This window comes from Polynucleobacter sp. JS-JIR-II-50, from assembly GCF_018687895.1.
Taxonomy (GTDB): domain Bacteria; phylum Pseudomonadota; class Gammaproteobacteria; order Burkholderiales; family Burkholderiaceae; genus Polynucleobacter.
On sequence record NZ_CP061307.1, the window covers coordinates 119,306 to 139,296 of the forward strand.

The following is a 19,991-nucleotide window of genomic DNA, read 5'->3' on the forward strand; positions in this document are numbered from 1 at the left end:
TTATTTTTTTAGACTGTCGCGAATTTCACGAAGCAAAACCACATCCTCTGGAACAGGGGGAGGGGGAGGGGCATCCATGAGACGGATCTTATTAACTACTTTGACCATCTGGAAGATGACAAAGGCTAAAAGGATGAAATTGATGGAAATAGTGATGAAATTGCCATAGGCAAAGATGGGCACCCCCGCTTTTTTGAGCGCATCAAAGGTTCTGGGTACGCCATCTGGAACATGTCCTAGGACAATAAATAGGTTGGTAAAGTCGATATGACCTCCCAAAAGGGTCGAAATAACAGGCATAACGATGTCATTTACCAGGGAATCCACGATTTTCCCGAAGGCGCCGCCAATAATGACACCCACCGCCAAATCGATCACATTGCCCTTTACGGCAAAGTCCCGAAACTCCTTTAAAACGCTCATAAATGCCCTCCTTTTTGTTTAGATCCCGATTAACCCGAGATTAACCCCATAACTTTCTTGCTTACCCCACTTTTTACTTTAAAATCCTACCTTTAAGCAATTTCCACCCATAAATACCCTTTCTAGGAATTTTGTAAATGAGTGACAAGCCCTGTATGGACAAGGATCGCCGTAACTGGTTGATCGCCACATCGGCGGTTGGTGGCGTAGGTGCAGCCGCAGCCCTTTACCCTTTTGTAGACAGTTTTGAGCCTTCTGAGCGTGCAAAAGCCGCTGGAGCTGCTGTTGAAATCGATATCTCTGGCATGCAGCCAGATGAAATGAGAATGGTGGAGTGGCGCGGTAAGCCTGTTTGGGTAGTTCGTCGTACACCTGAGCAAGTTGCTGAGTTGTCCAAAATTGATAGCGAATTAGCTGATCCGAATTCATTGCGTGACCCATCCCAATTCACTCCTCCTTATGCGCAGAATCAATGGCGCTCGATTAAGCCTGAGTACCTCGTAGTGGTTGGTATTTGCACCCATTTGGGCTGCTCTCCAACACCAAAATTTGAATCCGGTGCTCAGCCATCCCTGCCAAACACTTGGCCAGGTGGTTTCCTCTGCCCATGTCATGGTTCCACATTTGATATGGCAGGCCGTGTATTTAAGAACAAACCAGCCCCAGATAATCTTGAAGTGCCGCCGCATATGTATTTGAGCGACACCAAGATTCTGATTGGCGACGATAAGAAGGCCTAAGGAGAGATAAATGGCATTCCAAGAAAAACAAGTCCCAGCAGACGCCTCCGCGGCCCAAAAGTTAATGGCTTGGGTTGACTCACGTCTACCTGTAACAGAAGCATTTAAGCGTCACATGAGCGAGTATTACGCGCCGAAGAATTTAAATTTCTTCTACATTTTTGGCGCATTAGCTATCGTAGTATTGGTAAACCAAATACTTACCGGTATTTTCTTGACCATGAACTACAAGCCTGATGCTGCAAAGGCTTTTGAGTCAGTTGAATACATCATGCGTGAAGTTCCATGGGGCTGGATGATTCGCTATATGCACTCCACTGGCGCATCTATGTTCTTTGTGGTGGTTTATATGCATATGTTCCGTGGCTTGATCTACGGCTCTTATCGCAAGCCGCGTGAACTCATTTGGATCTTCGGTTGCGCAATTTTCTTATGTTTAATGGGTGAAGCATTCTTCGGTTACTTGCTCCCATGGGGTCAAATGTCCTATTGGGGCGCTCAAGTGATTGTGAACTTGTTCTCCGCAATTCCATTCGTTGGCCCAGATCTATCCTTATGGTTGCGTGGCGACTATGTTGTGGGTGATGCAACCCTCAATCGTTTCTTCGCATTCCATGTGATTGCAATTCCATTGGTATTGGTTGGCTTGGTTGCAGCCCATATTTTGGCTCTGCATGAAGTGGGTTCAAACAATCCAGATGGCGTTGAAATTAAAGAAAACTTGGATGCAAATGGCCACCCAGTGGACGGCATTCCATTCCACCCTTACTACAGCGTGCATGATGTGATGTACTTGGGCGGCTTCCTGATGGTGTTTGCATGTATCGTGTTCTTTGCACCAGAGATGGGTGGTTACTTCCTCGAAGCCAATAACTTCATCCCTGCAAATCCATTACAAACGCCTCCGCATATTGCTCCGGTTTGGTATTTCACGCCGTTCTACTCAATGTTGCGTGCAACTACAACGAACTTCTTATTGCCTTTATGGATCTTCCTGGCAGTCATTCTGGGAATGTTTGCTCTGAAGAGTAAAAACCTTAAGGTGAAGGGCGCATGCGCTGCAATCGCTCTCGTGTTAGCAGCTGGCTTCTACTTATTTGATGCTAAGTTCTGGGGTGTTGTGATCATGGGCGGTTCTGTTGTGATCATGTTCTTCTTACCTTGGCTTGATAACTCACCAGTGAAGTCCATTCGCTATCGCCCACATTTCCATAAATATATTTATGGCGTATTTGTGGTGAGCTTTGTGATCTTGGGTTACTTAGGTATTCAACCACCATCACCAGTGTTTGAAAAGATTTCTCAGGTATGCACTATTTATTATCTGGGCTTCTTCTTAGGAATGCCGTTCTGGAGCACGCTTGGTAAATTTAAGCCGGTTCCAACACGCGTTACTTTTAAGTCCCATTAATTCACGCCTGAGATACTGGCAAAGAGAAATTAGGAATTAGCATGAAACAAATTCTGCAAACTTTGATGGGCGTCTGCCAAGCAACAGTATTGGTTGCGGCCCTGGGCTTTGGCGTTAGCGCCAATGCAAATGAAGGAGGCTTTCCTTTAGATCAAGCCCCTAATCGCGTTAGTAACAATGCTTCATTGCAAAATGGTGCAAAGTTATTTGTGAACTACTGCTTGAACTGCCATGCAGCCGCAAGCATGCGTTACAACCGTTTGCGCGACATTGGCTTGACCGATCAACAAATCAAAGACAACCTCATTTTGACTGATGCCAAAGTAGGTGATTTGATGACCATCTCAATGACGCCAAAAGAAGCTAAAGCTTGGTTTGGTAAGACGCCGCCTGACTTATCAGTTGAGGCGCGTGCTCGTGGAACGGACTGGCTTTACACCTACTTCCGTACCTTTTATAAAGATGACACGACCCAAACTGGTTGGAATAATTTGGTCTACCCTAAAGTCGGTATGCCACACGTTCTCTGGCAGTTGCAAGGTGAGCGTGCTGCCAAGTTTGAAGAGCACAAAGACCCACATGACCCAAGCAGAACAGAAGAAGTCTTTGTTGGCTTTGAGCAGTTAACTCCCGGCAAAATGAGCACACAAGAGTATGACGACAATATCGCCGACTTAGTTGCTTTCATGTCATGGATGGCTGAGCCTGTGCAGTTAGAGCGTAAGCGCCTTGGTGTAATAGTGCTCTTATTCTTGGCAATCTTTACCCTGTTGGCTTGGCGCTTGAATAAAGCCTATTGGAAAGATATTCACTAATAGAATTTGATGGGTCCTGAGGCTAGGACCCATTGGTGAAAAGATTTAACGCTGATGTGCGTTTGTTGTATTGAAGTAGAAATTTAAGGAAATAAATTTATGATGGTGTTGTACTCGGGTACTAACTGCCCATTCTCGCAACGCTGCCGTTTGGTGCTTTTTGAAAAAGGCATGGATTTTGAAATCCGCGATGTCGACTTGTTCAACAAGCCTGAAGACATTTCGGTAATGAACCCTTACGGCCAAGTGCCTATCTTGGTTGAGCGTGACCTAATTTTGTATGAGTCCAACATCATCAATGAATATATTGATGAGCGTTTTCCTCATCCACAATTAATGCCACCTGATCCAGTAGCACGCGCACGCGCACGCCTCTTTCTCTTCAATTTTGAGAAAGAATTGTTTGTGCACGTAGCTGCTCTGGAAAATGAAAAAGGTAAAGCGGCTGAAAAGACTCATGAAAAAGCGCGTTTAGCGATTCGTGATCGTTTGACTCAGTTGGCACCGATTTTTGTTAAAAACAAATACATGTTGGGCGATGAGTTCTCTATGCTGGACGTAGCGATTGCGCCATTGTTGTGGCGTCTTGAGCATTACGGCATTGATCTGTCTCGCAATGCAGCGGCTTTGCTGAAATATGCTGAGCGCATTTTTAGCAGACCTGCGTACATCGAGGCTTTGACTCCTTCTGAGAAGGTAATGCGCCGCTAAGCATTTTTAGCGGTACATGACTCGTCGGCATGTCTGACATTCCAAGTAATAAACCGTATCTAATCCGTGCCCTACATCAGTGGTGCACGGATTTTGGTTTTACGCCTTTCATAGCGGTTTTTGTGGATGCTAGGGTAGAAGTGCCCATGGAATTTGTGAAGAACGATGAGATTGTTCTGAATCTTTCCCTGGAGGCATGCCATCAGCTTGCGATAGAAAACGATTGGATCAGCTTCCAAGCGCGATTTGGCGGTATTCCAAGAAAGATCATGGTCCCAGTCACCCATGTTCTAGCAATCTACGCCAGGGAAAATGGTCAAGGGATGTCTTTCCCGTTTGATCCTGCCCAGGCCCGAGATCTACATATTGCTGACTCGACCGATGGCGCCCCTGAAAAGCCCAAAACCACAAGACCATCCTTGACGATTGTGAAATAGGATAAAATATCAACCGTTGCCCCTTTAGCTCATCTGGTAGAGCAACTGATTTGTAATCAGTAGGTGGTCTGTTCGAGTCGGACAAGGGGCACCAAATTCTAAAAGCTTCTAGGCAAACACTTAGAAGCTTTTTTCATTTGCATTGGCTCTTTTGGTTAATCAATTAGAATTTTCATATGCATGCACTGATTAATAATTTGATGACCCTGGCTGTTGGCTATCTCCAAAATGGGGATTTAGTTGGTGCGGAAAAATTATTAAAACAGTCTCTGACTGTAGCCCCCAGAAATTCAGAGGCATTGCGCTTGTTGGGAGTGACGTATGCCTTCAAAAAGGATTTGCAGGAGGCATTAAAAGCGCTAGATAAGGCAATCAAGATCGATCCTAACAATTGGCTAGCCCATAGCAATCGCGGTAATGTTCTAAAGGATCTTAATCAATTTGATGCGGCATTAAAAAGCTATGACAGGACTATTGCTTTGCAGCCAAGCTATGCCGAGGCTTACAACAATAAAGGCAATCTTTACCAAGATCTGAAACGATATGAAGAGGCGATCAGAAGCTATGATCAGGCAATTGCTTTGCAGCCAAATTATGCTGAGGCATATAGCAATGCAGGTAACGTCCTTAATAAATTAAATTTACTTGATTTATCTTTAAATGCGCATGAAAAAGCAATGCATTTAGGTGGAGATAATGTAGCTGCCTATATAAGCTGCAAGATGCAACTATGCGATTGGGGTGGAATTCAGGAGCAACTTCAAAAAATAGAGAATGGCGATATTGCGCGTAAAGATTTATTTTACCCATTTCATGCCTTGTCCATCTGCAATTCCCCTGATGTGCTCAAAGATGTTACCGAGTGCTATATGAGGTCTCAATATCCAGACAAAAGAGAACTGCGTGAGTTTGATAAAGCCATAAAAAATGAAAAAATTCGTATTGGATACTTTTCGCCAGATTTTAGAAATCATGCCGTCTCATTTTTGATCGCTGGATTAATTGAGGCGCATGATAAGGATAGATTTGAGTTAATTGCCTTTTCTATGGGTGCAGATGAGTCTGATGAAATGCGCGAACGCCTAAAAGGCAGTTTCAATCAATTTATAGACATATCTTCAAAAAGCGATCTTCAGGCTGCTAAGCTGGTAAGAGAGATGAAAGTAGACATTGGAATTGATCTTGGTGGGATTACGCAGAACTCGCGCCCGAGTATTTTTGCTTATCGCGCAGCCCCAATTCAGATTGGCTATCTTGGTTATTTGGGTACTATGGGCGCTCCATATTATGACTACATCATTGCTGATGAGGTCATTATTCCCGCGGAATACAGAGATGCATATTCAGAAAAAATCATCTATCTTCCAAGCTATCAAGCGAACGATCCTAAGCGCGAGATTTCAGATCGGATATTTACTAGAGAAGAGTTTGGAATTCCAAAAGAGTCATTCGTTTATTGTTGTTTTAACAATAATTACAAATTTACCCCATCTATTTTGGATAGTTGGTCAAAGATCCTACTGCAGGTAGGTAAAGGTATCATGCTCCTTCATGCAGAAAGCGATACAGTTAAAAAGAATCTATTGTCTGAATTTAAAGCTCGCGGAATCGATTCCTCTCGAATCTTTTTTGCTGAGCGCCTACCTCGAGCAGAGTATCTATCTCGCTATCGCATAGCAAACTTATTTTTGGATACATCCCCCTACAATGCTGGGACTACTGCAAGTGATGCCCTTTGGGCTGGTCTGCCTGTACTTACCTTCCTCGGAAGAACATTTTCAGCAAGAATGGGTGGAAGTCTATTAAGGGCCATTGGCTTGCCTGAGCTGATTTGTGATTCGCAGAAAGCGTATGAGGACTTAGCAATTGCACTTGGACTAAATCCATCGAGATGTACTGACATCAGAGAGAAATTAGCCGCCAATCGATTGAATACACCTCTATTTGATATCAGAGGATTTGCTGCAAGTTTAGAGCTGGGATTAAGTCAGGCGCACGAAAGACTTTTATGTGACACAGCCCCAGATCATATATTCGTTAATCCATAACAAGATAGGTGATGCTATAAAAGTTCAATTTATTGTAGCTACTAGAGTTAGCCTAGAAGATTTTTATTTAAAGACGGCCACGGGGAAATCTTTAGCGCTATATCAATCTGCTGAGTTGGTAGTGCATGTGTTCCCAGAAAATAAAGCGAGCTTATCTGCAATTTATAACTCGGCAATTGAGCGTTTTGCTAATGAACAGTGCATTCTCGTTTTTGCTCATGATGACCTACACATAACGGATTTTTATTGGATGCATTCTGTCTTCAATGGGCTACAACACTTTGGCATCGTGGGTTGTGCGGGAAATATTAGTAGGATACCTTTTCAGCCATCCTGGGCTTTTAAGAATCTAGATTTTGAATGGGATGCCCCGCAAAATTTGAGTGGTATCGTTGGCCACGGTAAGCAATTCCCCCCAGAGGATTTAGCAGTATTTGGCCCCCCATTTCAGCAAGCCAAGTTGTTGGATGGACTCTTTTTGGCAGCCTTTAGTGATACTCTAAAAAAATCTAATCTTCGATTTGATGAGCGATTTAACTTTCACTTCTACGATATGGATTTTTGTCGTCAGGCAGAGTTGCTTGGAGTGAGTATGGGGACAATCCCTTTATCGTTGGTGCATGAAAGTGGGGGTGGCTTTGGCTCTCAAGGGTGGAACGAGTTATATCAAAAGTATATTGAAAAGTGGGGTTCTTAATGTCACAAACACCTATTCATGACGCCCATAATCCCGACTTACTGAGATTAATTCCGATAACCTCAAAAAGAGTAATTGAGATTGGTTGTAGTTCTGGGGCATTAGCAAGAGAATTTAAGAAAATTGCTCCATCTGCATTTTATTTAGGGGTTGAAATTGAACCTTCTTATGCTGAGTTGGCTAAGCGATATTGCGATGAGGCCTTAGTTTTAAATATTGAGCAAGCCGATGATGTGTTTTGGAATTCTCAAGGGGATAAGGATTGCTGGGTTTTTGGGGATACCCTTGAGCATTTGGTTAACCCTTGGAAAGTACTCGGGCATATCTATCAATGTCTTCCCGTAGGTGGTGTAGTGGTGGCCTGCATTCCTAATGCACAACATTGGTCTGTTCAGGCTAGATTGAGTATTGGCGATTTTCGTTATGAGGATGATGGAATTCTTGATCGAACCCATTTAAGATGGTTCACTAGGCAAACTATTATCGAGATGTTTCATCAGGCAGGCTTTGAGATTCAAGAGGGAGTTCCTCGCATATTTGATGAGCTAGGGCGAGAGCGTTTTTGCCTATGATAGGTGAGATGGCGAAAGCGGCGGGGGCGGATCCGGAAGTTGCGATTTCAGACGCAATCCCACTTCAATATGTTATTCGGGCCATTAAAAAATAAAGGCTACTACTAACTTGTATTGTTAGTCGCTTAAGACTTTAGATCTAGTTTCTGGCAAATACTTAACTGCTATTACAGCGCTAATTGCTAAAAAGATAGTTGGATACCAAAGTCCAGCAATACTATTTCCCCATTGCTGATTTAACCAAGTAACAATAAAAGGTAAAAGACCACCAATCCAACCTGCTGCCACGTTATGCGGAAGAGTTGCTGCGCTATTTCTAGATTTAGCGGGGAATAACTCTGCCAGTAGTGCCGTTTGTGGGCCCACTACTAGTGCGAGTATTCCTGATAGACCAATTAGCGTAAATGCGATGGCTATTGCTGAAGCTGAGCTACCTTCATTTACACCTACGCCGAGGGCTTCCAATAAATGAAAGGCCGGAAGAATGAATAGGGCACCTAATATCAAGCCGGTCAGTACAACCGGTTTTCTGCCCAATCTATCGGAGAGCCAGCCTGCAAAAATAGTCAGCGGTAAGAGAGCAATGGTGGCATAGATACTGAGTTGATCAACCAGTATTGCTGGAATCTGCACTGTTGTTTTTAGAAAGATAGAGGTGTAGACCTGTACGCAGAAAAATAAGATTGCACCGCTTGAGGAAACGCATAGGAAAAGTAACAACATCCTTTTTCGTATTTCTGGATCCTTAAAGTTATTGAGTAATTGCGATTCCGTTTTATGACCTTTTTCGATTAACTCTAAAAACACAGGCGTTTCTTCTAAAGCCATCCTTGCTTTAAAGGCAATTAGCAAAAGCGCAATCGAAATCCAAAATGGCACACGCCAACCCCAAGATTGAAATTCTTCTGGTGATAGCTGGCTTCTGAGTAATGCAATTTGCAAGGTGGAGAACAGAATGCCAAGAGGGCCCATGAGTTGGAGGAAGCTAGTCTTAAATCCCCTGTGCTTGGCACCGGCATGTTCGGTGAGGTAGACGGCACTTCCCCCAATTTCACCGCCAGCAGAGAGCCCTTGAAGCAATCGTAGGGCAACCAACAGGACAGGCGCCCAAATTCCGACCTGAGCATAAGTGGGTAAAAAGCCGACGCTCACAGTTGCCAGCCCCATTAACGCAATGGTGATCATGAAAACGGGTTTACGGCCGATCCGATCGCCCATAGAGCCAAATAGGGCTGCTCCAATAGGTCTAACTACCATTCCAACGCCAAAAGTCGCTAGGCTCGCTAAAAGGGCTGTATTGGGGTTTGCTGAGGGAAAGAAGAGCGGCGCAAAAACGACTGCCAGCGTTGCAAATGTCAGGAAGTCATACCACTCTAAAAAAGTGCCAAAACAGGCTGCTATAGCGACTTTTCGATAGGAGTGGGAATTCTGTTTTGACATTAAGTTATTGATTATATTGTGTTTATTTTATTTCTTGAATATATTTGTTGCACAGCAGCAAAAACTTCTTGATTTGCCCTATCCCTTCAGTTACAGTTTGATGGTGCAGTGCAATATTTAAGGTATCTACAGTTTTCCATCTCTTAAATCGTGTGCTTAATTGACAAGTTGTACCACTTAATTTCTGGAGAAATACATGAACCAAGATCAAATCACCGCTAAATTGTCCCAAATTAACAGCAAAGGCCTCGAGGCTACATTTTCTTTGAGCGAAGCTGCTTTGGAAAATGCTCAAAAATTGGCTGAACTGAACTACGCTGCTTCCAAAGATGTTTTGGTTAACGCTCAAGACGGTATTCAACAAGTATTGACAGCTAAAGATCCTAAGCAAGTTACTGAGATGTTAAATGCTGAAACTTTGCAATCTGCTGGCAACCAAGCTGTTGCTTACCAAAAGAAAGTTAGCAAAGTATTGCGCGATAGTAATAAAGAATTTGTAAACGTAGTTGATGCAAGCATCGACCAGTTGCAAGATGGTTTCCAAGATTGGATCAATACTGTTGCCGCTAATGCACCTGCCGGTTCAGAAACTTTCTTGTCTTCATTCAAGACTGTATACGGTAGCGCATTGCAAGGTTTTGAGCAATTCCGCGCTGCAAGCAAAGAAGCTTTTGCCACCGCAGAAAAAACTGCTGATCAAGCAATCGAAACTGTACAAGGTCAAATCGCTCAAGTTAAGAAAGCTGCTACACCTGCATCACGTAGCCGTAAAGCTGCTTAATTGATTAAGAATTAATTAAGTATTAAGTAATAGATTTAAAACTAAAAACCCCGCCTAGTGCAAACTGGGCGGGGTTTTTAATTATCTAAATTATTCAAAATCTGCAGAGGACTCAATCAGGGGTGGAGATAGATTCTTACTGGGCTTCACGCCTAGTTCCCGCACCTTTTCAGCAGAGCGGATGAGGTTGCCCTTGCCGGTTTTTAGTTTATTGAATGCATCGTGGTAGCTGGTTTGCGCTTGATCTAATCGTTGACCAAGTTTCTCTAAGTCATCTACAAAACCTACAAACTTATCGTAAAGATTGCCGCATTGTTTTGCGATTTCTAATGCATTGCGATTTTGATGATCCTGTCGCCATAAGTGGGCAACGGTTCGTAGCGTCGCCATGAGAGTGCTTGGGCATACCAACACAATATTTTTTGCCAGAGCTTCTTGATATAGGTTGGGCGCCGTCTTTAATGCCAGTAAGAACGCGGGTTCTATCGGTACAAACATTAAAACAAAATCAACAGAGCCTACGCCATAGAGAGAGCTGTAATTCTTCCCTGAAAGGCCTTGAATATGCTGACGCAGTGATTGGATATGCGCCGCTAGTTCTTGCTCAGCAACTGTAGGGTCTGTAGTTTCAGCATGACGGGCATAGGCTGTAATCGATACCTTGCTATCTACAACCAGACTTCTGCCTTCAGGCAGTTTAATTACGACGTCAGGCTGCAGGCGCGAGCCATCAGCTTGGGTGTGGCTGTCTTGCACGAGATACTCTTCGCCCTTGCGAAGGCCAGAGGATTCGAGGATGGATTCCAATACTAGCTCACCCCAATTACCTTGAACCTTGGAGTCACCTTTTAATGCCTGGGTTAAAGAACGTGTTTCATCTGACATGCGCAGATTGAGATTAGCCAAGCGCTCGATTTCACTTTTGAGGGCATGGCGCTCGCGAGCCTCATTGCTATAAGAAGTGCTGACCTGCTCTTTAAATTCAGTGAGTTTGGTTTGCAGGGGTTTTAATAGGGCGTCTAGGCTCGCTGCATTTTGTTCGGTAAAGCGCTTAGACTTGTCTTCCAGGATCTCGTTGGCTAAATTTTTGAACTGATTTGTCAAAGCTTCTTTAGCTTCATTGAGTGATTCAATTCGGCCTAGACCTTGTTTGCGTTCAGAGTCTAGCTCTGCTTCAAGGCGAATCGCATTTTGTAGTGCTTGGTCACGCTCGGTACGTAAGCTGAGTCCTAGGGCAAGCTCTGTTTGAGCTTGCAGCTCAACACGAGCAAGGGTAGAGCGCAGGTTTAACGCATAAACTAAAAGGCCTGCACAAACTCCAAATGGCAGGCCAAATAATAGAAGAGAGCTTAAATCAAAAGTCACAGAGTCAAAGTCTTAACGAAACTCTTGATTAAGCTTTAACGAGTTTTTGAAGTTCGCCAGACTGGAACATTTCGGTCATGATGTCAGAGCCACCAATAAATTCACCATTGATATAGAGCTGGGGAATTGTTGGCCAATTTGCAAACTCTTTAATGCCTTGACGAATGCCAGCATCTTCCAGGACGTTCACGGTATGGAGGTTTTCAACACCACTAGCACGCAAGATGTTGATGGCATTTCCAGAAAAACCGCATTGTGGAAACTGCGCAGTTCCCTTCATAAACAATACAACTGGGTGGCTAGTAACGATTTCTTTAATTTGAGCTTGTGAGTCCATATATATTCTTTCTACTAAGTGTCTACTGCGGCAGTCTTATTGCAAAGACGGTTTGAAAATAAGGTTTTATTGATTTTAAGACTTAATGTGAAAAAAGGTTATTTCAACCTATTTTCTGCCTGAGACGACACGGTAATGGCCGCCCAAATCCAAATGGGTTTGAATATCCTGAAAGTCCGCTTGCTTCATGAGGGCTACAACCGCTTCTGATTGGTCAAAGCCATGCTCAACGGCAAGTAAGCCATTGGTATTTAGATGGTATTTCGCGCCTGAAATAATGTTTTCTAGGCAGGTGAGTCCGTTGCCATGATCAGTTAGGGCGGAAATCGGCTCAAAACGCAGATCGCCTTGACTTAGGTGGTGATCTTGGGATGTGATGTATGGCGGATTACTGAGAATGACGTCAAAAGAGTTATCAGCTTCTATTGCCTCGTACCAGCTTCCCTGAAAAAACTGTACTCGAGACTTCATATTTAAGAGCTTGGCATTTATTTTGGCAATATCTAGGGCTTCCATGGCTTGATCGGTTGCAGTAAGCTGCGCGTCTGGCGCTTCATGCGCAATGGCTAAAGCTATGGCACCCGAGCCCGTCCCTAAATCCAGAATTTTGGTCGGAGTATTCAAGCGTTTGATTTCATGCAAACCAATTTCTACTAAGAGCTCAGTTTCGGGGCGCGGTATCAGTACTCCAGGAGCAACATAGAGCTCAATATTGTGAAAGCCTCTTTTACCAATCAGGTAGGCAATCGGCTCACCCTGGATTCTCTTGGATTCAAGCATTTTCCACTCTTCAAGCGCTCTAGCATTGAGCTCTAGATCATCACGCGATAGCAAAGCAGAGCGTGGAAGTTGGTAATGCTTTTCAAGGATATAAGCCATCAGAATTTTTGTCTCAGCAGGGGAGAGTGCTGAATCGCTCAATAGAGAGCGTAGGCTCAAATCCTGATTCACGGTTTGCGTGATCGCTTAATTGTCACCAAGAGCAGCAAGTAACTCTGCTTGATGTTCAGATGCAAGAGCATTACAAAGATCATCGATATCGCCATCCATCATGGCATCAATTTTATAAAGCGTCAGGTTGATGCGGTGGTCGGTAATGCGACCTTGCGGGAAGTTATAGGTACGAATGCGATCGCTGCGATCCCCTGATCCAACAAGGGACTTCCTGGTCTGTGCCTCAAGCTGATGTTTCTCACGCTCTCTAGCATCCATGATGCGAGAAACCAATACCTTCATGGCTTGTTCGCGATTGCGGTGTTGGCTGCGATCATCTTGGCATTCAACTACAGTGCCGGTAGGTAAGTGAGTAATACGCACGGCAGAATCTGTTTTATTAATATGCTGACCACCGGCACCTGAAGCGCGGAAGGTGTCGATGCGCAACTCTGCGGGATTAATTTTGACTGCCTCAAGTTCATCCGCTTCTGGCATAACTGCCACAGTGCAGGCTGATGTATGAATGCGACCCTGCGTTTCTGTTTGTGGAACACGTTGCACACGATGACCACCAGATTCAAACTTGAGTCGTGAGTAAACAGACTGACCAACGAGGCGAAGAACAACTTCTTTATAGCCACCTAAATCAGATTCAGCGGCACTGACCATTTCTACTTTCCAGCCTTGGCGTTCAGCAAAGCGGCTATACATGCGTAGCAGATCACCAGCAAAGAGTGCACTTTCGTCGCCACCAGTGCCCGCACGAATCTCTAAGAAAACATTACGATCATCGTTTTCATCTTTAGGAAGTAAGAGCTTTTGTAGTGTGCCCTCAAGCTCTTCCATCGTAGCTAAAGCCTGCTTCTGCTCATCATCAGCAAAGTCCTTCATTTCGGGATCTTTGCGCATTTCCTCTGCCGCTTGGGCATCTGCCTCAGCTTGCTTGTAGAGGCCAAACTGCTCTACTACGGTAGCAATATCAGAATGTTCACGCGTGAGCTTCCGATAAGCATCCATGTCTTTGGTTGCTTCTTCGGAGGTTAATAAGGAGTTAAGTTCGGCTAAGCGCGTGTCTAGGTGGTCTAGCTTAGCCCGCATGCTGGGCTTCATCTAATGGTCTTCTGGCTTGGAATGCGAGGCGAATAGTTTGGGTAACAACTTAATCAAGGCGTCACGCTCAGCGCCATTAGAGTGTTGCAGTGCATGGAGTGAGCCATGCAGAAATTTATTAGTCAGGCCTTGTGCCATGGCATTGAGAACTTCTTGTGGATCATCACCACGCATCAAGCGTTTCATCGCACGTTCGAGTTCGAGTTGGCGCAAACGTTCACCTTGCTGCTGAATATCCTGAATTACTGGAACCGCATTACGACCCTGCATCCAATGCATAAAGTTACCAACACGATCTTCGATGATCGCTTCAGCTTGGCTTACAGCCGCTTGACGTAAGTTGGCACCAGTCTGAATCATCATTCCCAAATCATCAACGGTATAGAGATAAATATCATCTAGTCGAGAAATTTCAGGTTCAAAATCTCGCGGCACTGCTAAATCAATCATCACCATCGGCTTGTGGCGACGCTGTTTTAGAGCGCTCTCCACCATACCAAGACCAATAATGGGTAGGGATGAGGCAGTGCTGGAGACAATAATGTCGAACTCATGCAGGCGCCCCGGGAGCTCCGAGAGCTTGAAAGATTCAGCTTCAACGTCTTGCGAGGAAATAGAATCTGCAAGCTCCTGACCGCGCTCAATAGTGCGGTTAGCAATCGCCACATTCTTTGGTTTGCGCGCAACAAAATGGGTTGCGCATAAAGTGATCATCTCACCGGCACCAATGAATAAAATCTTTTGATCTGCAATTTTTTCAAAGATACGTTCTGAGAGACGAACAGAGGCTGCAGCCATTGAAATAGAGTGCGCACCGATTTCAGTCGAGCCGCGTACTTCTTTAGCGACTGCAAACGTTTTCTGGAAAAGTTGATTGAGATAGGTTCCCAATACGCCGGCATCATTTGCAGTGCGAACCGCATCTTTCATTTGACCTAAGATTTGTGTCTCACCAATCACCATGGAATCTAAACCACACGCAACTCTGAAGGCGTGTCGCACTGCATCTGATTGCGGTAATGAGTAAATGTGAGGCTCAAGACTGCTTGGTGCAAGCTGTTGAGTTTTGGCTAACCAATCGAAAGTAGCTTCATGCAGAAGACCTGCGGCGCTGGCATCATTTGCGGCACAGTAGACCTCAGTGCGGTTGCAAGTTGACAAAATTGTGGCTTCGGGAAGCCCGGCCTGATTCGCGCCAACTAAATGTTGGCGAAGATCGTGCAACGCTTCTTGAAGAAATTCAGGGTCAAAGGCGACCTTTTCCCGAATGGCGACCGGCGCTGTGTGATGATTGATGCCGAGTGTCAACAACTTCATAATGGCAATTATAGATTTGATGGCAGCATTAATGGGGGTATCAATGGGGTTTTTGGCTTTTCTGGTGATTGGGGGTGTTTCTGGGGTGTCAGCCTGGATTTTTTACCCCGGAGCTTCTGGCGGGGTCAAGCCCGGCAGGATTCTGATGGCCTTCTTACTGGGGTCTATTGCAGCGGTTGCTAGCTCGTATGCAGGGCAATACTGGGAGCTTTTCCAATCCGGGCAAATCTTAGAGTGGGCCAGCGCTATTTTTGCTGCCTGTGCAGTCGGATGTGTTTTTACTGCTTTAGCTAAATAAGTCGGCCTGACTGTTCTCCACCCACTGAATAGGTGCGCTCTTTTGCTCAATCAGCCATTGATTGACTGTAGTGAAGTGATTGCAACTGGCCTTGCCACCAGGCTCCAAAAAAGGCTTATTCGTCTTGTATACGCCAAGTCCAGATGGATGGGAAGATTGCAAGATCAAAGGATTCTGACCGCTTTCTATGAGTGGTAGCTTAGATTGGGCATGACCACCCCATAGCATCCAGACAACATGTGGCCTTGTTTTGGATAAAGCGCTGATTAAATGATCAATGAAGCTTTTCCATCCCAGACCCGTATGACTGCCGGCCTCGCCGAGTTTGACGCTCAAAGCTGTATTGAGAAGTAGCACTCCTTGCTCGGCCCAGTTATGTAGATCGCCATTTGGTAAAGACCCAAAACCTTCTAATGCCAATGCTTTACTGATGTTGCGTAGTGAGCTGGGAAATCCTCGTGAATTGACTGCAATCTCAGCAGGTATCGAAAAGGCTAGCCCTTGCGCCAGCCCTGGCGAGTGGTAAGGGTCTTGACCCAAGATCACCACCTTTACAGAATTCACAGGACAAAGTTTGAGGGCTTTAAAAAAGTTCTGAGGCTCTGGTCGAACAACTTCAGTATCAAGAGCGGTCCGTAAATTTTTTTCAAGTGAGCACCAATCTGCTGACTCGAAGTAATTCCCTAGTAATTCTTGCCAATCTTTTGGGATATCGTCTTTTGAAAATAGTGCTTTCAATTTCGATCAGACATCTTTCTTAGGGGTTAGTTCATATTGCACAGGTAGCTGGGCGGATTGCATTGAAACCATGCGCTCGTGCTCTAGATCATCGCGATAGAAAGTAATGCGGGTATGCGAGTTTTCGGATAGGCTGCCTAAGATCCTGTCCCAGCGGGCGCCGGTGACGCGCTGCCCATCAATACTGGCCAGTAAATCACCGGCTGATAAGCCTGCTGCTTGGGCAATCCCGCCTTCCAGCACATGGGTAACCTTAAGCCAGCCATTGAGATCTGTATGGCGCATCCCAAACTGTAGCTTGAGCTTTTCCAGCGTGGATTGCGATTTTGTTTTTACGGAAATGAGATTTGAGCCTATCCATTTTTGCAGCGGAATATCTTCTGTGCCAAAAATATAGCGGGCCTTCATCTCATTCCAGATTTTGTTAAAACCATTACCTAGAAATTCAAAAATCAAAGCATCTAGTCCATCTTCTGTAATGCCGTCAAGGGTGACGCCATGTTTATTCCAAAGTAGGCGCATGAGGTCATCTAGAGATTGTTTATTTTTAGTGAATGCCCGAATCTGCAGATCAAGACCAAGTGCAACTAGGGCGCCTTTGCCGTAGTAGCTGACAACCGAATTTGGCGTGTTCTCATCCGCTTGGTAATACTTGGTCCAGGCATCAAAAGAGCTGTCAGCTAGGCTTTGCTTGTGGCGCCCAGGACCGCGCAAGATCCCGTTCCAGTTATCCGCAACGAGTTTTAGATAAGTCTTAAGGTCAATTCGTTTACTACGCAGTAGTTGGAGATCATCGTAGTAACTGGTGAAGCCCTCAAACACCCACAGTAAGCGAGTGTGATTACGTTTGGTCAGATCATACGGTTGAAAGGCTTTTGGCTGAATGCGCTTCACTAGCCATGCATGAAAATACTCGTGACTACACAAGCCTAAGAATTCTCTATACGTGGATTCTTCAAAGAGAATATTTTCTTGGGGGATTTGATCGCGCCTGCAGAGTAGTGCGGTGCTATTACGATGCTCAAGGCCGCCATAGCCATTTAATACCGCGTTAACTAAGAAAAGATATTCACTGAAAGGAGCGCGCTTGGATTTTGGCTCAAAGAGATCAATGGTGCTGGCGCAGATTGCTTGTAAATCTTGCGCAAGACGTTTGGCATCAACAATATGATTGCAGCCCTGTATTGCCATGCGATGAGGTACACCATTCGACTTCCAGTGCACCAGTTGGAATTCACCCATAGCTACAGGATGATCCAATAGATCGTCATAATTTTGTGCCAGATAAAAACCAAATCCACGCTCATCCGTCTTGGCAGCTCTCAAGGTAGTTTGAACTGTCCAGTGATCAGCAAAGGCAACTTCTGGCGCGGCGATAGCGAGTGAGCAAGGTAAATGCTCTTGCCCTTTGACGGCTAGACATAGGCTAGTAGCGTTAAAGAATGCGCGTTCGGTATCCAGATAGGCTGCACGCACTGAAGAATCAAACGCATAAACAGTGCTGAGTACCTCTATCGGACCATTGCATTGCGGTAAGCGCCAATGGTCGTTATCAATCCGTTCGAGGGTTATTTTTCTCTTGGCATCCTCTACTGAAAACGCCTCAACTGATTCGATATGTTTACTAAAATCACGAATTAAATAACTACCTGGAATCCAAGCTGGCATTTGTAGCACCTGACCATCGGGATCAGGGTTGGCAATATGCAGCTTGATGCGAAAGTAATGGCCATGCAGGTCTGCCGGCCAGACCGTATATTGAATTGCGGGTAAGTCGGCGTGGTTCATGATATTTATTTCAGGGAGCTAAATTTCTTTTCGATATCGGTAATTTGTACCGCGCCAGGGAAACGGCTGCCATCAGTAAAGAATAAAGTCGGCGTGCCCGTGATTCCATAGGTCTTTGCGAAAGCCATATTTTTATCCAGTGGTGTACTGCATTCTCCCTTGCCACTTGGTGATATGCCATTCACCATCCAGTCAATATACGTCTTATAGGGATCAGAAGAACACCAAATTTGCTTCGACTTTTGTGCAGAATCGGGCGATAAGATTGGAATTAGATACGTGTAGATGGTGACGTTATCAAGCTGCTGTAGGGATTTTTCTAGGCGCTTGCAGTAGCCACAGTTTGGATCGGAAAAGACTGCCAGCTGGCGGCTACCATTGCCACGAACATTTTTAATCGCATTAGCAGGTGTCAATTCACTCCATTTAATACGATTTAAGTCCGCCTGTCTTTGCTCGGTAATATTTTTACCGGATGCGAGCTCAATGATTTCCCCTTGAATCAGATACTTCCCAGAAGTATCAGTATAAAAAATATCATTGCCAACCAATACTTCATAAAGTCCAGAAACTGGGGCTGGTGAAACACTTTTCACTTTGGCATTAGTGCCTAACTTCTTTTGGATCTCAGTCTTTAATTGCTGTTCTTGTTGTGCGTGAAGTGGGGTAGTGCAGAGCAGGGCGGCACCAATGAATGCAATCGCAGATAACAATTTATTCAAAATCAATTTCTCCTAAAGCGCGTTCAATTAAGCGCTGTTTTATAAAGTGGCTTTTGTTCGCGAGACCTAAACCCCAATTGCGGAGCTGGCGTTCAGTGCTACTACTTGCAGAAAATAATTTTTTGAGTTTATCGGTAACCCATAAGAGAGCGCTAGTGTCGCCTTGTCGTTGTCGTTCATAACGTCGAAGCAATACCAAGTCACTAGGTGCGCGGAACGATTCACGCTTGCCCAAAATATTCAGTAGTACGGCAACATCTCGCAGCCCTAGATTCAGGCCTTGCCCAGCTAGTGGATGCATGACATGGGCGGCATCACCAATGAGCACAACCTTCGGAGAGGAGTCTGGCCCGATAAATCGTTTGGCTCGAATCTTTCTTAACGGGAAAGCTGCTGGCACTGAGTTCAGAGTCAGCGCACCTAATTGTTTGGCAATCGCACCATTAGCTATAGAAGAGAATTGATCTAGCCATTGCGCTTGATCTAGTTTTAATAAATCAGCCGCATGTTCTGGGGAAGTAGACCAAACCATCGATACTTGTTTTCCTGGCAAGGGCAACATGGCAACAATATCGCCGCCCGGCAAAAACCATTGGAAGGCAGTTTCTAAATGGGGATAGTCGCAAAGCCAATTGGCAACTACTGCACTTTGTGAATAACTTTCTTCACTTGCGCTAATACCCAATTCATTGCGAATTGGTGAGTTGGCACCATCAGCTGCTATTACGAGTTGTGCACGAATGCACCCACCGTTTTTTAAATGCAGAGTACTTCCATCTGCATCTACCTGAATTTTTTCCACAACATCATTGATACGCTCTAACTTATTCTGAAAACGCGAAGCTTGATCAATGGTGTGCTCAATTAAATTGGCTTCTCCAATCCAGGCAAGTTGTGGAGTGCCTGCTTCAAATGCAGAAAGATGGAGATGGTCATTCTTTTCACCTCGATCACCGTAGATGCGCATGTCTCGGACTGCTTGCAGGCGGTTGTGATCAATTGCATCCCAAATATGCAAATGAGCCAGTAATTTTTGGGTGCTAGGCGAAAAAGCGTAGATTCTTTGGCCCCATTGAGTGCCTTGCGGGCTTGGAACGTTTTGCCCTAAATCGGGGGCAATTTCAATGGTTTGAAGGCCAAGTTGGGCTAGACCTAGGGCGCAAGCCTTACCAGTAATGCCTCCGCCGACTACGACAACATCTACTGTGCGGATTTGGGTGGAATGGGGGGTGGACTTGGGCACGTGATTTGGGCGAACTTCTGACATAACTCGATGATATCGAAACCGGCCCCTTTACAATAACG

General features: G+C 45.0%; 21 protein-coding genes and 1 tRNA gene. 11 read left to right on the forward strand and 11 right to left on the reverse strand.

Going from position 1 to position 19,991, the window contains the following annotated elements; translation table 11 throughout:
• Positions 1–423, reverse strand: a complete 423-nt coding sequence (mscL, locus tag FD963_RS00690) for a large conductance mechanosensitive channel protein MscL (RefSeq protein ID WP_215362495.1) — start codon at positions 421–423, stop codon at positions 1–3.
• Between the two features lie 137 nt (positions 424–560).
• On the opposite strand from mscL, the gene petA reads away from it, so the two are divergent.
• The 9 genes from petA to FD963_RS00735 all read left to right on the forward strand — a co-directional run bounded on the left by petA (position 561) and on the right by FD963_RS00735 (position 7,854).
• Positions 561–1,163 carry a ubiquinol-cytochrome c reductase iron-sulfur subunit gene (gene petA, locus FD963_RS00695; protein WP_215362496.1) on the forward strand — a complete coding sequence of 201 codons (603 nt, stop codon included), beginning with the start codon at positions 561–563 and terminating at the stop codon, positions 1,161–1,163.
• A gap of 10 nt (positions 1,164–1,173) precedes the next feature.
• Positions 1,174–2,574 (forward strand): cytochrome bc complex cytochrome b subunit, encoded by a 1,401-nt coding sequence (locus FD963_RS00700; protein ID WP_215362497.1) that lies wholly within the window; start codon positions 1,174–1,176, stop codon positions 2,572–2,574.
• A gap of 41 nt (positions 2,575–2,615) precedes the next feature.
• Positions 2,616–3,389 (forward strand): cytochrome c1, encoded by a 774-nt coding sequence (locus FD963_RS00705; RefSeq protein ID WP_371818478.1) that lies wholly within the window; start codon positions 2,616–2,618, stop codon positions 3,387–3,389.
• 99 nt (positions 3,390–3,488) lie between these two features.
• On the forward strand, positions 3,489–4,100 hold the full coding sequence (locus FD963_RS00710; protein WP_028819209.1) for a glutathione S-transferase N-terminal domain-containing protein: 612 nt from the start codon (positions 3,489–3,491) through the stop codon (positions 4,098–4,100).
• A gap of 29 nt (positions 4,101–4,129) precedes the next feature.
• The gene (locus FD963_RS00715; RefSeq protein ID WP_215321326.1) at positions 4,130–4,537 is read left to right on the forward strand and encodes a ClpXP protease specificity-enhancing factor; all 408 of its coding nucleotides are present in this window, start codon (positions 4,130–4,132) and stop codon (positions 4,535–4,537) included.
• Positions 4,538–4,555: 18 nt separating this feature from the next.
• Positions 4,556–4,631, forward strand: a tRNA-Thr gene (locus FD963_RS00720).
• A gap of 106 nt (positions 4,632–4,737) precedes the next feature.
• Positions 4,738–6,585 (forward strand): tetratricopeptide repeat protein, encoded by a 1,848-nt coding sequence (locus tag FD963_RS00725; RefSeq protein ID WP_251367341.1) that lies wholly within the window; start codon positions 4,738–4,740, stop codon positions 6,583–6,585.
• Entirely contained in the window at positions 6,548–7,282 is a 735-nt protein-coding gene (locus FD963_RS00730; protein ID WP_251367248.1) for a glycosyltransferase, read from the forward strand. The genes FD963_RS00725 and FD963_RS00730 overlap by 38 nt, the downstream gene beginning before the upstream one ends.
• Complete coding sequence (locus tag FD963_RS00735; protein ID WP_215362499.1) at positions 7,282–7,854, forward strand: class I SAM-dependent methyltransferase; 573 nt, start codon at positions 7,282–7,284, stop codon at positions 7,852–7,854. The genes FD963_RS00730 and FD963_RS00735 overlap by 1 nt, the downstream gene beginning before the upstream one ends.
• Positions 7,855–7,971: 117 nt before the next feature.
• Here the strand turns inward: FD963_RS00735 and FD963_RS00740 are convergent, their stop codons facing one another.
• Positions 7,972–9,294: an MFS transporter gene (locus tag FD963_RS00740; RefSeq protein ID WP_215362500.1), complete on the reverse strand. Its 1,323-nt coding sequence runs from the start codon at positions 9,292–9,294 to the stop codon at positions 7,972–7,974.
• A gap of 196 nt (positions 9,295–9,490) precedes the next feature.
• Between FD963_RS00740 and FD963_RS00745 the strand changes: the two genes are divergently transcribed.
• Positions 9,491–10,075 carry a phasin family protein gene (locus FD963_RS00745; RefSeq protein WP_215321330.1) on the forward strand — a complete coding sequence of 195 codons (585 nt, stop codon included), beginning with the start codon at positions 9,491–9,493 and terminating at the stop codon, positions 10,073–10,075.
• A 90-nt stretch (positions 10,076–10,165) separates the two neighbouring features.
• Here FD963_RS00745 and FD963_RS00750 read toward each other — a convergent pair whose 3' ends face one another.
• The 5 genes from FD963_RS00750 to hemA form a co-directional block, all read right to left on the reverse strand.
• Complete coding sequence (locus FD963_RS00750; RefSeq protein WP_215362501.1) at positions 10,166–11,440, reverse strand: DNA recombination protein RmuC; 1,275 nt, start codon at positions 11,438–11,440, stop codon at positions 10,166–10,168.
• Between the two features lie 28 nt (positions 11,441–11,468).
• The gene (grxD, locus tag FD963_RS00755) at positions 11,469–11,777 is read right to left on the reverse strand and encodes a Grx4 family monothiol glutaredoxin (protein ID WP_072583421.1); all 309 of its coding nucleotides are present in this window, start codon (positions 11,775–11,777) and stop codon (positions 11,469–11,471) included.
• A gap of 108 nt (positions 11,778–11,885) precedes the next feature.
• Entirely contained in the window at positions 11,886–12,698 is an 813-nt protein-coding gene (gene prmC / locus FD963_RS00760) for a peptide chain release factor N(5)-glutamine methyltransferase (RefSeq protein WP_251367249.1), read from the reverse strand.
• A gap of 45 nt (positions 12,699–12,743) precedes the next feature.
• On the reverse strand, positions 12,744–13,823 hold the full coding sequence (gene prfA, locus FD963_RS00765) for a peptide chain release factor 1 (RefSeq protein WP_215362503.1): 1,080 nt from the start codon (positions 13,821–13,823) through the stop codon (positions 12,744–12,746).
• On the reverse strand, positions 13,824–15,140 hold the full coding sequence (hemA, locus tag FD963_RS00770; RefSeq protein WP_215362504.1) for a glutamyl-tRNA reductase: 1,317 nt from the start codon (positions 15,138–15,140) through the stop codon (positions 13,824–13,826).
• 1 nt (position 15,141) lies between these two features.
• Here hemA and FD963_RS00775 point away from each other — a divergent pair, with 1 nt between their 5' ends.
• On the forward strand, positions 15,142–15,438 hold the full coding sequence (locus FD963_RS00775) for a hypothetical protein (protein ID WP_251367250.1): 297 nt from the start codon (positions 15,142–15,144) through the stop codon (positions 15,436–15,438).
• Here the strand turns inward: FD963_RS00775 and FD963_RS00780 are convergent.
• Genes FD963_RS00780 through FD963_RS00795 form a run of 4 tightly spaced genes read right to left on the reverse strand, consistent with a single transcriptional unit; the run spans position 15,427 to position 19,953 of the window.
• A complete protein-coding gene (locus FD963_RS00780; protein WP_215362505.1) occupies positions 15,427–16,176 on the reverse strand; it encodes a uracil-DNA glycosylase in 750 nt (249 codons plus the stop codon). The two genes, FD963_RS00775 and FD963_RS00780, sit on opposite strands and share 12 nt — an antisense overlap.
• 6 nt (positions 16,177–16,182) lie before the next feature.
• On the reverse strand, positions 16,183–17,964 hold the full coding sequence (locus FD963_RS00785) for a M61 family metallopeptidase (protein ID WP_215362506.1): 1,782 nt from the start codon (positions 17,962–17,964) through the stop codon (positions 16,183–16,185).
• A gap of 5 nt (positions 17,965–17,969) precedes the next feature.
• On the reverse strand, positions 17,970–18,686 hold the full coding sequence (locus FD963_RS00790; RefSeq protein ID WP_215362507.1) for a DsbC family protein: 717 nt from the start codon (positions 18,684–18,686) through the stop codon (positions 17,970–17,972).
• Entirely contained in the window at positions 18,679–19,953 is a 1,275-nt protein-coding gene (locus FD963_RS00795) for an FAD-dependent monooxygenase (protein WP_215362508.1), read from the reverse strand. The genes FD963_RS00790 and FD963_RS00795 overlap by 8 nt, the downstream gene beginning before the upstream one ends.
• Positions 19,954–19,991: the final 38 nt, after the last annotated feature.

Coding starts and splice junctions, on each gene's coding strand:
- FD963_RS00735 (WP_215362499.1), top strand. CDS start 7,282: ATGTCACAAACACCTATTCATGACGCCCATAATCCCGACTTACTGAGA.
- FD963_RS00745 (WP_215321330.1), top strand. CDS start 9,491: ATGAACCAAGATCAAATCACCGCTAAATTGTCCCAAATTAACAGCAAA.
- FD963_RS00715 (WP_215321326.1), top strand. CDS start 4,130: ATGTCTGACATTCCAAGTAATAAACCGTATCTAATCCGTGCCCTACAT.
- FD963_RS00775 (WP_251367250.1), top strand. CDS start 15,142: ATGGCAATTATAGATTTGATGGCAGCATTAATGGGGGTATCAATGGGG.
- FD963_RS00705 (WP_371818478.1), top strand. CDS start 2,616: ATGAAACAAATTCTGCAAACTTTGATGGGCGTCTGCCAAGCAACAGTA.
- FD963_RS00710 (WP_028819209.1), top strand. CDS start 3,489: ATGATGGTGTTGTACTCGGGTACTAACTGCCCATTCTCGCAACGCTGC.
- FD963_RS00725 (WP_251367341.1), top strand. CDS start 4,738: ATGACCCTGGCTGTTGGCTATCTCCAAAATGGGGATTTAGTTGGTGCG.
- FD963_RS00795 (WP_215362508.1), bottom strand. CDS start 19,953: ATGTCAGAAGTTCGCCCAAATCACGTGCCCAAGTCCACCCCCCATTCC.
- hemA (WP_215362504.1), bottom strand. CDS start 15,140: ATGAAGTTGTTGACACTCGGCATCAATCATCACACAGCGCCGGTCGCC.
- FD963_RS00785 (WP_215362506.1), bottom strand. CDS start 17,964: ATGAACCACGCCGACTTACCCGCAATTCAATATACGGTCTGGCCGGCA.
- FD963_RS00700 (WP_215362497.1), top strand. CDS start 1,174: ATGGCATTCCAAGAAAAACAAGTCCCAGCAGACGCCTCCGCGGCCCAA.
- grxD (WP_072583421.1), bottom strand. CDS start 11,777: ATGGACTCACAAGCTCAAATTAAAGAAATCGTTACTAGCCACCCAGTT.
- prfA (WP_215362503.1), bottom strand. CDS start 13,823: ATGAAGCCCAGCATGCGGGCTAAGCTAGACCACCTAGACACGCGCTTA.
- mscL (WP_215362495.1), bottom strand. CDS start 423: ATGAGCGTTTTAAAGGAGTTTCGGGACTTTGCCGTAAAGGGCAATGTG.
- petA (WP_215362496.1), top strand. CDS start 561: ATGAGTGACAAGCCCTGTATGGACAAGGATCGCCGTAACTGGTTGATC.
- FD963_RS00740 (WP_215362500.1), bottom strand. CDS start 9,294: ATGTCAAAACAGAATTCCCACTCCTATCGAAAAGTCGCTATAGCAGCC.